Origin of the sequence: Lentzea sp. NPDC004782, assembly GCF_040609115.1 — a bacterium.
Classification (GTDB): Bacteria; Actinomycetota; Actinomycetes; order Mycobacteriales; family Pseudonocardiaceae; genus Lentzea.
On the sequence record NZ_JBEXJN010000072.1, the window covers coordinates 1 to 12,280 of the forward strand.

A 12,280-nucleotide genomic window follows, 5' to 3' on the forward strand; every position below is an offset into this window, starting at 1 on the left:
GAGTTCTTGGCGGAACCCGAAGATGATCAAGCGGTGGCCGTGCCCATGTCAAAGCCCAGGCGCCTCCTGGTTAAAACACCAGATCCACCTGAGGTCGATGAAGGCGCCCTTCATCCACGACGCGAGCGCTCCTGCCAGACACAACAAGATGGAAAGGCTCACCGCCAACTCAAGGTCCCGTCTCGGTCTTCTGGTCGAACATCGACTCGGTCGGTGTTCGACAAAGTTGTCGTTCCATTGACGGTCGTCACGAGTGTGCCTAACGTCGTGCGGGCTGCCGCGCCATCCCCCGACGCAAGGGACGGACGACTGTGAAGGCTGTTCGACGACTGCTCGTCGCGGTGATCACCTCGTTGACCGCGGTGGGACTGGCTCCCGCGGCGGCCCAGGCCGCACCGGCGACTCGGTACGACGGGGTGCTGCCGGACGGCGCGACCTGGATCGCTGACGTGCCGGCGAACTGGAACGGCACGCTGCTGCTCTACAGCCACGGCTACAACCCCACGCTTCCCAACCCGCCGGTCGACAGCCCTGACCCGGCCACCGCGGACGCCCTGCTGGCACGCGGTTACGCACTGGCCGGCTCGTCGTACTCCCGGCCGGGCTGAGCGGCCGGCACCGCGGCCCAGGACGGTCTCGACACGCTCCGGGCCGTCGCCGGTGTGATCGGCAAGCCGCGTCGCGCCATCGCGCTCGGCACGTCGTTCGGCGGCATGATCACCGGCCAGCTGGCCGGACGCGGCGGCCGGTGGCTCGACGGCGCCGTCGCGACCTGCGGCCTGATGGGTGGAGGGATCGACCTGCACAACTACCAGCTGGACGGGGCGCACGCGATCGCCCGGCTGCTGCTGGCGGGCGAGCAGGTCAAACTCGTCCGGTTCACCGATCCCGCCGAGGCCGCGGCCACGTCGAACCGGATGATCGCCGCGGTGGACCAGGCGCGCACCAGTCCGGCCGGTCGCGCCCGGCTCGCGCTGATCACGGCCCTGTACCAGGAGCCGTCGTGGGTTCCCGGGCAGCCGAAGCCGGCACCGGGCGACATCGACGCCCAGGCCGCGGGTCGGTACCAGAACCTGCGCGCGATCCTGCCGTTCATCGTGCTCGGCCGCTACGACATGGAGCAGAACGCGGGCGGCAACCCCACGTGGAACAAGGGCGTGAACTACTGGCGGCAACTGGCCGAGTCGGGACGTCTTGCCGAGGTGGCGCACCTGTACGGGATCGCCGGCGCGGACCTGCATGCCGACCTGGACCTGCTGACGCGCACGGCGAACGTGACGGCCGACCCCGCGGCGCTCGCCTGGATGCTCAGGACGTCCACGCTGACGGGACGACCGGACATGCCGGTCCTCACGTTGCACACCACCGACGACGGCCTCGTCCCGGCGCAGCACGAGGAGGAGTACGCCGAAGACGTCAGCGACGGCGGTGCCGCGCCATTGCTGCGGCAGGCGTACACCGAGCACGCGGGGCACTGCGCGTTCACGACCGCCGAGCTGGTCACGGCAGTGCTCACGATGGAGAAGCGCATCGAGACGCGTCGCTGGGCCGGGCTGGCCGATCCGCGCCGGTTGCAGGCTCGCGCCGAGTCGCTCGGGCTCGGCCCGGCCGCGTTCGTCGAGTTCCGGCCGGGGGAGTTCCTCGGCGACCGCCCGGCGCCGCCGCGTCACTGACGACCGCGCGGTTGTTCTCCGGCGACGAAGACGGGGTGATCAATGACGGCTCGAAGCCCTCCGGCGGTAGCTGACGAGGCCCGCGAACGTGGCCTCGAGGCCCAGTCGGCTGTCCTGCATCTGCCAATGTGCAGGGCTTGTTGACCGCCGCGGACACCACCTCCTGCGTTGACGAAACGTCGCCCAGCACAGTGTATGTCCACTGTGGACTGCGTACCGGCCGCCGCCGCCATGAGAACTCTCGCCCAGGACAAGGAGCTTCAGCATGGCACGAGCGTGGGTGTCGGCCGTGGTCGCGGCCGTCCTCGCTGCGGCCGGGGTGACGACCCCGGTTCCGGCGGCTGGTTCCACCACTCCGGTTCCGGACGTGAACGGCGTCGCCGCGGGCGACGCGGCGATCGCGTCGGTCGACCTGGCCGGCAGGTGGAACTTCACGCCCGCGGGCCGGGCGGCCACGACGATCACCGTGCCCGGTGGCGGTTGGTACAAACAGGGCTTCACCGACGTGTCCGAGGCGACGTACTCGCGGACCGTCACGGTGCCCGACTCGGGGCAGCCGCAGTCGGCGTGGATCGAGTTCGGCGCGGTGAACCACCAGGCGACCCTGTCGGTCGACGGGCGGGTCGTCGCCACCCAGACGACCGCGTACACCCCGTCCAACTTCGACATCACCGCTTTCGCGGCGCCCGGCACCACGCACACGGTCACCGTGAACGTGAAGGGCCGCAACGCGTTGAAGACATCGGCGGGCAAGTACCTGGTTCCCGACGCCGCCAACTGGTCGGAGGCGGTACCGCAGGGGATCTTCCGCTCGGCGTTCCTGCGGGTGTACCCGGCCGTGTACGTGAGCGACGCCTTCGTCCGCACGTCGGTGACCGACCAGAGCCTCACCTACGACGTGTCGGTCACCAACACCTCCGGCAGTGCCCGCGTCGTCACCCTCGGCGGCACGCTCGCCTCGGACAACGGCGAGACGTTCAGCTATCCCGCCCTGCCCAGCCGCACGGTCACCGTCGCGGCCCGTTCCACCGCGACGGTGACGGTCGGCCCGATCGCGTGGTCTCTCGGCGCCGCTTCGTACTGGTGGCCGAACGTGCCGTACCGCCAGGGCTATCGCGCGCAGCTGCACCGGCTGTCGGTGCACGCGTCCACCGACGACGGCCGCACCAGCGACGCCACCTACCGGTTCGGGTTCCGGGAAAGCACCCAGAACGGCGAGTACTACCGCCTCAACGGGGTGCGGCTGAACGTCCGCGGCGACAACCTGCAGGGCGCCGACTACGACCGCATCGACAACGGCGGCAAGGGCGACGCCTACGACACGTTGCCCGGCTTCCTCCCGCCGTCGACCGGCAACGGCGGCTGGCCCCAGGCGGTCGACAACTACCTGCGGCTCAACTTCAACGTCGTCCGGATCCACCAGGAGCCGGCCAGTCCGTACATGCTCGACACGGCGGACGAACTGGGCCTGATGATCATCGACGAGACCGCCATCCGCGGCGCCGGCAACGCGCAGGACTTCAACGCCGGTCGCGCCAACATGGTGGCCCACGCCCGTGCGCTGACCCTGCGCGACCGCAACCACCCGGCGGTCATCCGCTGGAGCCAGGTGAACGAGCCGAACCTCGCCGACACCGACTCCGAGCAGTTCCAGAAGGACCTGTACGCGACCGTGAACGGCACCGACGGCACCAGGCCGATCACCGCCGAGCTGGCCCCCGGCGGGGCGCCCAACCGGTATCCCGCCATGACGCAGGCCAACTTCAACCTCATCCCGCACTACCTCGACGGCACCGGCCGCTACGGCGAGCAGACCTGGTCCGTGGCCGGTCGGCCGGACGGCGAGGGTGAGTACATCTGGCCGGCGTGCAGCAGCAGGCAGGGCTTCGAGTGGTTCGCCACCGCGACCGCGGCCAAGCGCGGCAAGGACACCAGCGATCTGCGGCCCTACACGCTGTTGTCCGCCTGGGCGAGCGTCATCCCCGGTGTGCGCAGCACTGACTTCACGCCCGAGGAGGGTGGCCGTCCCGTCTACGGCGCGGACAACCTGCCGGACCCGTGGAGCAACGCTCAGATCCAGCGCGTCCAGGCCGGGTTCAACCCGGTCGCCGCGATCGACCTGCCCTACTGGTCGGCGTCCGGTGCGTCCGACGCGAGCGGCAGCTTCCCGCTGCCCTCGGCTGTTCCCGGCTTCGCCCGCAACAGCAGGGTCGACCGCACCGTCACCGTCTTCAACGACGGCTTCACCGGCACCGCCGTGGACTTCGCCTGGAGCGCCCGGCTCGACAGCCCGACCGGCGAGGTGATCGCCTCCGGCAGCACGACCCTCACCGTCCCGCTGGGTTCGCGCGTGAGCCAGCCCGTGTCCTTCACGACTCCCGCCAGTGGTGGCTCACGGGTGTATCTCGTCCTGTCCACGGCCAAGTCCGGCACCACCACGTTCACCGACACGGCCGAGTACTTCACCCTGGGCGGCGGCGGTCAGGGCCCAGCGCCGGGCAAGTACCGCGTCGTCAACCGCAACAGCGGCAAGCCGCTGGCCGTCGCCGGCAACTCCACCGCCGACGGTGCCAAAACCGTGCAGCAGAACGGAAACGCGACGTGGACCCTCAGCGCCGGCCAGAACGGCGCCTTCACCCTGCGCTACGACGCGACCGGCAAGGTGCTCGACGTCAACGGTTCCTCCTCCACCGTCGGCCTGCAGCTGCAGCAGTGGACCGCGAACGGCGGCACCAACCAGCAGTGGTTCCTGCGGCCCGCGGCCGACGGGTACTTCACCATCGTCAACGTCGGCAACGGTCTCGCCGCCGACGTGTACGGACAGTCCACCAGCGACGGTGCGCAGGTCGTGCAGTGGACCGCCACCGGTGGTGCCAACCAGCAATGGCAACTCCTGCCGCAGTCCTGAGAAGCGGTGATCTCAGGCCGTGAGGCCGGGCAGCGCCGCCCGCGCGATGGTGCGGGCGGCGCGCTGGAGCCTCGCGATGGCGCTGCCGGATACTGGTCGCGCCGGGCAACTCGAACTACGTCTTCCCGCACTGCCGACCGTCTCGGCCTCCTGCTGGGCCGACGGATCGACGTCAGCGGCTCAGGTGCGCGGTGACGGGGAACCGGCCGCGAGCGCGGGCGTTTCCGGCGCGGCAGGAGGTGGCTCCTCGGCGGGCCGCCTGTGGTGCAGGAAGGACAGCAAGGGCGCGGTCATGGCGGTGGTGACCAGGGCCATGATCACCATCAACGTGTAGAGCTGGTGGTTCAGCAGGCCCATCTGGGCTCCGACGCTCAGCACCACCAGTTCGGTCAGGCCCCTGGTGTTCATCAGCGTGCCCAGGACCGCCGCCTGGTGGGTGGGAGCGCCGCTCAGCCGGGCGGCGGTGAACGCTCCGAGGAACTTGCCGGCGACGGCGGCGGCGAGGATGAGTGCCAGCGCGCCCGGACCGTCCGCGCCGAGCGCGGTGAAGTCGATCGCGAGGCCCGCGACGATGAAGAAGATGGGGAGCAGCAGCACCGAGTTCAGCTCGGCGACGCGGTCGTGCACGAGTTGCCGGATGCCGTTGCGGGGCATGACGGTGCCGAAGAGGAACGCGCCGAAGATCAGGTGCAGACCGATCCACTCGGTCACCGCCGCCGACAGCAGCAGGCCACCCACCACGACGGCCAGGCTGCCGGCGGTCAGGGGCCGGTTCGCCGGCATGATCCTCGCCAGCAGCGGCCGCACCACCCACAGCATCACCGCCAGATAGGGCACCGACAGGGCCAACAGCCACTGGGAGGTGCCACCCCGGCCGCTCAGCGCCACCGCCACGGCGAGCAGGACCCAGGCGAGCACGTCGTTGATCGCCGCGGACACGAGGGCCAGCGCCCCGGTGGGCGTCCGGTGCATGCCCCTGTCCGTGAGGATGCGGGCGAGCACCGGGAACGCCGTGATCGCCATGGCCACCGCGAAGAACACGAGGAAACCAGAACGTGCCCCGGTGGGTGCGTGCCCGTCGGCGAGGACCAGCGCCACGAGCAGTCCCAGGCCGAAGGGGAGCGCGACCGACCCCACGGCCACCGACGTGGCCATCCGGCCGCCGCGCCGCACGACGGTGAGGTCGAGTTCCATCCCGACGACGAACATGAACAGCGCCACGCCGATGTTGGCCAGCACCGAGAGGTCCGCGCGAATGGCGGTGGGGAACAGGGCGGCGCCCGGCGCGGTGGTGACGATCAGTGGCAGCACGAGCACGCCCGCGAGCACTTCGCCGATCACGGAGGGCTGCCCCAGTCTCCGCGCCGCCGCTCCGAGCGTCCGGGCCAGCGCGATGATCAGCGCCAGGTCGACGAGCAGGACCACGATGTGCGACATCCGCGCGTTCCTCCGCTCATTTCCGCCAGGCGATGCCGGAAATTCCAGTACGCCGCAGTTCCGGAGCAGGTCGCGTGGTGCGGAATTCGTCGGCAAAGCACGCTGCCGGATCTGCATCCGCAGTATGGCGGAACTCGTTCGTGGGCCGTCAAGAACGACCGTTCGTGGTGGCCCGGGGTGGCGGAGGGGCGGGTGGACGGCTTGGTGCGAATTCATCCTCGTGAGGATCTCATTAGTGCTCCGCGTTCAAGCGGGGTGTGGGCCGTTCGCCGTACTGCGACTGCTCCGCCGGTTGTCGTGTCCTGTTGACGGGACGGGCCGGTGCTTGAAACTTTCGTGACACTGTCGAATGATTTGGGCGGAAAATGCCTGGGGGTGGATGATGAAGGTTGGTGTCGACCAGAGGCTCTGTCTTTCGTCCGGCCAGTGCGTGCTGGCCGCGGTCGATGTCTTCGACCAGCGTGATTACGACGGGGTGGTGATCCTCCGGGATCCCGACCCGCCGGAGAGCGCCGTCGCGGGCGTGCGTGCTGCGGCGGCCGGTTGCCCGGCGCTCGCGATCAGGATCGAGGAGTAACCGGGCCGTGTCGTGGAGTGCAGTGCTGCCGCCGTGCCGGACCGAGGTCCCGGTGGCGGAAGAAGCGAATGAACGTGCCCGATGCGAGTGGTGGCCGGGTCGCCCCCGTTCCGTGTACAGTCGCGCCTGGACGGGTTTTCTATTTGTTTCCCGCGCGATATCGAGCGTTGCGGGCGGCGTGTCGCCGTTGTGATTTCCTGTCGTGGGATTGGGGGGTCCCTGATGTGATCATGTGCGTTGTTCATTCTTGGCCGCGGAGTGAGGGGCACGCGGTCGGTGCGGATTCGGCACGCGTACTCACAGCGGACGCCTCCGCACAATTGCCGGACATCTGATTCGCACTCACTGACGCAGGGCTTGTGGAACCCGGGCCCGGTCGCGCGAGCGGTGTGCCCACGCCGCCTGGAGCAGCGCGACGGCCCTCCTCCGAAGCCCTGCCGGCTTCGTTTCCATGGGGGTTGGTGTGGTTGACGACGGCGCATTGATCGACGAACGAGTTCTGACGAGCGGCCACCCGCAGAACGACCTGCCGGCCGCGCCGGGCCGAGTTCTGATGACCGGGACCGGGTTGCGGATCCCGAAGGAGCTGGGGTTCGACGAGTGGGAACGCGCGGGCCGCCAGCTGGCCGGCATCGTCGACTCCTCGTCGTGGTGGCTCGGGGACTGGCTGGTGTACGGCAAGAAGCACTACGCGGACCGCTACCGCATCGCGATCCGCAGCGCCGGGCTGCGATACCAGACGCTGCGCAACTACGCCTGGGTCGCCAGACGCTTCGACCTGAGCAGACGCCGCGCGGCACTCACGTTCCAGCACCACGCCGAGGTCGCCTCCCGCCCGCCGCACGAGCAGGACCAGCTGCTCGACCAGGCGGAGCAGGAGAACTGGACCACCAAGCAACTGCGCGAGGCGACCAGGGGTTCCGTCGAACCCGTCGTGACGGCCTCCGTCGCCAGCGCACGCATCGAACTGCCGAACAACCGGGTCGGCGTGTGGCGCCGGGCCGCCGACGAGGCCAGGGTCGACTTCGACAAGTGGGTCATGACGATGCTCGACTGGGCAGCGGCCGAGGTGCTCGGCGACGAGCCACCTCCCAGCACCTCCTGACGTCGAGGACCTCGCCCGCAGGCTGGTGGCGGGTGCCTCACGCACCCGTGCTCAGTCTGCTCACCAGGTCGATGAACTGCCCGGCCGTCGAGTTCAGGTAGAACTCGCGCACCGACACCCTCGGCATCCGCCGCGAGCGCATGGTGATCAGCACGCGCTCGACCAGCAGCGAGTTGCCGCCGAGCTCGAAGAAGTTGTCCTCCCGGGTGACCTCGGTGTTGAGCACGTCCGACCACAGGGCGAGCACTTCGCTGCCCAGGTCGTCCGCGTCATCGGCCCGTTCCCGGCGCGCCCGGCCCGCGAGCACGGGCTCCGGCAGCGCCGTCAGGTCCGCCTTTCCGTTGGCCGTCAACGGGATCGCGGGGATCGGGGTGATCGTCGACGGCACCATGTAGTCAGGCAGCAGGCGGCGGACCGCGCCGAGCACCTCGTCGGCGTCCCGCCCGTCCGGCAGCACGACGAACGCGTCGATGCGAGCGCTGGCCGGGTCGTCCGCGGTGCCCAGACCTGTGGTGACGACGGCCGCCGCCACACCCACGTCGTTGACCAGGACGGACCGGATCTCGTCGAGCTCGATGCGGTAGCCGCGGATCTTCACCTGGTTGTCGACGCGCCCGAGGTGGTCGAGGCACCCGTCTGGCCGCAGCCGCCCGCGGTCCCCGCTGCGGTACCGGCGCTCGCCGTCCACCGGGTCCGTGACGAACCGCTCGGCGGTCAGCTCCGGCCTGCCGAGATACCCGCGTGCGACGCCGGCGCCGCCGACCCAGATCTCACCAGGCGCGCCGACCGGCAGCACGTGCCCGGCCTGGTCCCGCACCGACACCGACCAGCCCGGCAGCGCGCGACCGACCGACCGCGAGCCCGAGACGACCTCCGCCGGCCCGATGGTCTGCGCCGTCACGTGCACGGTCGTCTCGGTGATGCCGAACATGTTCACCACCCGGCAGCGGGAGTGCGGGTAGCGGGCGAACCAGGGCGCGGTGCCGCGCAGGTCCACCGGCTCCCCGCCGAGCACCACCAGCCGGACCGCGAGACCGTCCTGGGCCTCCTGGTCGGCGCGGATCAGCTGGGTGAACGCCGATGGCGTCTGGCTCAGCACCGTGACCCTCCTGCGTGCCAGCAGGGCGCGGAACGCCTCGGTGTCCCGTGCGGTCCAGTGCGACACCACGACCAGCGAACCGCCCGTCAGCAGGCACCCCCAGACCTCCCAGACGGAGAAGTCGAAAGCACTGGAGTGGAACATCGTCCACGTGTCGCTCGCACCCAGCGCGAACTCGTCACGCGTGGCGTTCATCAGCGCCACCACGTTGCGGTGCGGTACCAGGACCCCCTTCGGGCGGCCGGTCGAACCGGACGTGTAGATGACGTACGCGGTGTCCTCGTCGGATCCCGTCGCCTCGGGAAGCCCGTTCTCACCGCGCATCTCGACGTCCCGCAACGCCGTGACGGTGGTGCCGGGCAGCGGGGGCGGCGTGCCCACCACCCACCGAAGGCGGGCGTCCTCGGCGATGAACCGCAACCGGTCGGGCGGGTTGTGCGGTTCCAGCGGTACGTAGGTGCAACCGGCCTTGAGCACGCCGAGCAGCGCGACGACGAGGTCGGTGCCGCGGTCGAGGCACACGCCGACGAGATCACCCCGGCGCGCACCGAGTCCGCCCAGCCCAGCCGCCACGCGCGTCGCCCGTTCGTCGAGCTCCCGGTAGGTCAGCTCGGTCTCCTCGTCGGTGACCGCGATCGCGTCCGGTGTCGACCGGGCGACCTGCGCGACGATGTCGTCGACGCGTCCGGTGAGTCCAGTCCGGCCCGGGGTCCGCCCGAGCGCCAGCACGGCGGTTTCGGTGCCGGCGGGCAGGAAACGGCCGGACTCCCGGTCCGCCTGCGAGAGCCGCTCGGCCACGTGCTCGACGCAGCGGCTGAACGCCTCGGCGACGGCGGGTGCGAGCGTTCCCTCGTCGAACTGGCACCAGCCGGTGAACCGGCTCCCGTCGAACGCGCCGTGCAGGGTCATCGCGGGCGGTGGCGCGAGGAACGGCAGGTAGTCGCCGCCGCCCGAGACGACGATCCCGATTTCGGCGTGCTCACCGCCGGGCGCGATGTCGAACTCCGCGAGGCAGGACGAGTCGGGGACGCCCACGCGGTGCACGACCTCGTTGAGTCCGATGTGGACGGTTTGGCGGGCCGTGTAGGCGGACAGCGCCACGGCCGTGGCGGCCAAGAGCGTCTTCTCGTCGCCCACGACGGAGACGGGCAGCCGGTGCTGCCTGCCCGCGCGGGCCCGATCGCCCAGACCCCACTCCGGCACGTCGCCGGACCGGACGCGCGGTGCGCCGGACTCCGGTTCGGGACCGAGGGGTTCGCCGTCGACCACCGCCGACGCGAGCCGGCGCAGATCCCGTTCGCCCAGTGCCGCGCGGCGGGCGACCAGCACGAGGTGTGCCTGCTTCGCGCTGTGCACGAGCACCGCCCGTACCCCTGCGGCGACCGGACGGCCGGCTTCCCTGCGGATCCGCTCCGCCACCGAGTCGTCCGGCACCTCGCACGACCACAGCCGCAGCCCTTCGAGCAGCCGCCAGTGCCCGGCTGCCCGCGCCGTCCCGACCGCCAGCTCCTCCGGCCGGACCGGTGCGGGGGTCACCAGGCTGTGGCACTCCCGCCTGTCCTCGACGTCCGCGCTCGTCATCGTCGCTCCGCTCTCATCGGCTGCTGAACCCGCCGTCGACCGCCACCACGGACCCGGTCACCTGCCGGGACCCGTCGGCGGCGAGCCAGAGCGCGGCGTCGGCCACGTCGCCCGGCTCCATCAGCGCGTTCATCGGCTGGTCGCGCACGAACACCCGCTCGTGCTCCGCCGCCGGGACGTCCAGTGACCGCGCGATCTCCGCGAGCATCCGGCCCTCGACCAGCGGGTCGTCGCGCACCGAACCGGGGCACAGGGCGTTGGCGCGCACCTTGAACGGCGCGTAGTCCAGCGCGGCGGCCCTGGTGAGGCCGATCAGCCCGTGCTTGGCCGCCACGTACGCGCCGAAGCGGCGGTAGCCGACGAGGCCGGCGGTCGAGGAGATGTTGATGATGCTGCCGGTGCGCCGCGCGACCATCAGCGGCGCCACCGTCCTGATCATCCGCCAGGCACCGGTCAGGTCGATGTCGAGCATCAGCGCCCAGTCGGGTTCGGTGATCTCGTGCAAGTCGGCACCGGACGGCGCGGCGATGCCCGCGTTGTTCACGAGCACGTCGATGGCGTGGAACCGGTCCACCGCCGACCGGACCGCCTCCTCGACCAGCCCGAGGTCGCGCACGTCCACCGCGGCGGCGAGCACCGCGCCGCCCACCGCCCGGCACAGCTCCGCGGTGTGGTCGAGCTGGTCGCGGCCACCCATCGGGTAGCCCACACCGCCGATGTCCGCCGCCACGTCGAGCAGGACGAGGTCCGCGCCCTCCTCGGCGAAGCGCAGGGCGCATGCCCGGCCGATCCCGCGCGCGGCCCCGGTGATGATCGCGGTCTTGTTCTCCAGCCGCATCGCCGTCAGCTCCCGCCGATGGCGTCCAGCAGCGCCTCCGGGCCGTCGACGAGGTACATGTGCCCTCCCGGCAGCTCGACGTGGGCGAAGGTCTTCACCGTCGCCTCCTCCCAGCCGCGGACCTGCTCGGTGGTCACCAGGGTGTCGTCCCTGCCGCGCAGCGCCGTCACCGGGACGCGCAGCGGCTCCGTCGTCGACGGCCGGTAGTTCTCGTGCATCTCCACGTCGTTGCGCAGCGTGGGAAGCAGCAGCTCACGCAGGTCCGGGCTGTCGAGCGCACTGTGCCGGTACCCGGCGAACTCCCGCACCCGTGCCAGGAACGCCTCGTCGTCGAGGCCGGTCGCCCTGCTCTCGCGGACGTGGTTCGGGCCGGGGGAGCCGCTCACGTAGACGTGCTGCAGCGAGGTGTCGCCCGTGCGCGCCAGCTCCTGCGCGATCTCGTAGGCGAGCACCGCGCCGAGGCTGTGCCCGAAGAGCGCGAACCGTTGCCCGTCAACGGCTTTCAGCACGCGTGGGGCGAGCCACCGCGCGGCTTGCACGGCATCGATGAAAGGGCTTTCCAGGTACAGCTCCTCGCGCCCCGGCAGCTGGATCGGGACGATCCGCAGCGCGCCGGAGTCCAGGTGTCGCCAGGCGCGGTAGACCCCGGCACCGCTGCCCGCGAAGGGCAGACAGGCCAGAGGCAGTGCGGTAGATGCCATGCTCGTCTCCAGAGTTGCTCGCGCACCGGCTGCCGCAGCCCGTGCCTCGATGCCTTCGGACGCGGGGAAGACGGCGCCCGGGGACGGATTCCACGCCTGCCCGGATCGGGCGACCGCTCGCAACGTATTGCAGCGCCACACGGCCGGGCAACACCGGCGGGCCGGTCTTCGGCGCGACGGACAACGCCGCTGTCCCAACGGGTTTCGTCAAGCCGGATCGGTGTCCTGTCGACAGGACAACGCCGCCCGGCCCGGTGTGCTTGTGGCGTGCGAACGGTGTCCACGATGCTCGGTCCGTCGCTGCGCCGACGCCTGCCGGGTTTCCCGTCGTGGCGGGGAGAAGGACGCGGGCGGCCTCGTC

General features: G+C 70.8%; 9 protein-coding genes. 5 read left to right on the forward strand and 4 right to left on the reverse strand.

The genetic code is table 11. The annotated features are described in order from the left end of the window. Positions 1-311: 311 nt before the first annotated feature. From ABZV40_RS40355 to ABZV40_RS40365, 3 genes are all read left to right on the forward strand, one after another. A complete protein-coding gene (locus ABZV40_RS40355; protein ID WP_355454458.1) occupies positions 312-608 on the forward strand; it encodes a hypothetical protein in 297 nt (98 codons plus the stop codon). A gap of 54 nt (positions 609-662) precedes the next feature. Continuing rightward, on the forward strand, positions 663-1,673 hold the full coding sequence (locus ABZV40_RS40360) for an alpha/beta hydrolase (RefSeq protein WP_355454460.1): 1,011 nt from the start codon (positions 663-665) through the stop codon (positions 1,671-1,673). A gap of 265 nt (positions 1,674-1,938) precedes the next feature. Continuing rightward, complete coding sequence (locus ABZV40_RS40365; protein WP_355454462.1) at positions 1,939-4,581, forward strand: RICIN domain-containing protein; 2,643 nt, start codon at positions 1,939-1,941, stop codon at positions 4,579-4,581. A 180-nt stretch (positions 4,582-4,761) separates the two neighbouring features. On the opposite strand, the gene ABZV40_RS40370 is transcribed toward ABZV40_RS40365, so the two are convergent. Continuing rightward, positions 4,762-6,018, reverse strand: a complete 1,257-nt coding sequence (locus ABZV40_RS40370; protein ID WP_355454464.1) for a cation:proton antiporter — start codon at positions 6,016-6,018, stop codon at positions 4,762-4,764. Between the two features lie 382 nt (positions 6,019-6,400). Between ABZV40_RS40370 and ABZV40_RS40375 the strand changes: the two genes are divergently transcribed. After that, complete coding sequence (locus ABZV40_RS40375; protein ID WP_355454466.1) at positions 6,401-6,595, forward strand: ferredoxin; 195 nt, start codon at positions 6,401-6,403, stop codon at positions 6,593-6,595. Between the two features lie 451 nt (positions 6,596-7,046). Next, positions 7,047-7,700, forward strand: coding sequence for an LmbU family transcriptional regulator (locus tag ABZV40_RS40380; protein ID WP_355454468.1), 654 nt, complete (start codon positions 7,047-7,049; stop codon positions 7,698-7,700). 37 nt (positions 7,701-7,737) lie between these two features. Here ABZV40_RS40380 and ABZV40_RS40385 read toward each other — a convergent pair whose 3' ends face one another. From ABZV40_RS40385 to ABZV40_RS40395, 3 genes are read right to left on the reverse strand one after another with little or no spacing between them, the layout of a single operon-like run. Further along, a complete protein-coding gene (locus tag ABZV40_RS40385; RefSeq protein WP_355454470.1) occupies positions 7,738-10,380 on the reverse strand; it encodes a non-ribosomal peptide synthetase in 2,643 nt (880 codons plus the stop codon). A 13-nt stretch (positions 10,381-10,393) separates the two neighbouring features. After that, positions 10,394-11,218 carry an SDR family oxidoreductase gene (locus ABZV40_RS40390; protein WP_355454472.1) on the reverse strand — a complete coding sequence of 275 codons (825 nt, stop codon included), beginning with the start codon at positions 11,216-11,218 and terminating at the stop codon, positions 10,394-10,396. Positions 11,219-11,223: 5 nt separating this feature from the next. Further along, positions 11,224-11,919 carry an alpha/beta fold hydrolase gene (locus ABZV40_RS40395; RefSeq protein WP_355454474.1) on the reverse strand — a complete coding sequence of 232 codons (696 nt, stop codon included), beginning with the start codon at positions 11,917-11,919 and terminating at the stop codon, positions 11,224-11,226. Positions 11,920-12,280 lie beyond the last annotated feature (361 nt).

Coding starts and splice junctions, on each gene's coding strand:
- ABZV40_RS40365 (WP_355454462.1), top strand. CDS start 1,939: ATGGCACGAGCGTGGGTGTCGGCCGTGGTCGCGGCCGTCCTCGCTGCG.
- ABZV40_RS40370 (WP_355454464.1), bottom strand. CDS start 6,018: ATGTCGCACATCGTGGTCCTGCTCGTCGACCTGGCGCTGATCATCGCG.
- ABZV40_RS40375 (WP_355454466.1), top strand. CDS start 6,401: ATGAAGGTTGGTGTCGACCAGAGGCTCTGTCTTTCGTCCGGCCAGTGC.
- ABZV40_RS40380 (WP_355454468.1), top strand. CDS start 7,047: ATGGGGGTTGGTGTGGTTGACGACGGCGCATTGATCGACGAACGAGTT.
- ABZV40_RS40385 (WP_355454470.1), bottom strand. CDS start 10,380: ATGACGAGCGCGGACGTCGAGGACAGGCGGGAGTGCCACAGCCTGGTG.
- ABZV40_RS40390 (WP_355454472.1), bottom strand. CDS start 11,218: ATGCGGCTGGAGAACAAGACCGCGATCATCACCGGGGCCGCGCGCGGG.
- ABZV40_RS40395 (WP_355454474.1), bottom strand. CDS start 11,919: ATGGCATCTACCGCACTGCCTCTGGCCTGTCTGCCCTTCGCGGGCAGC.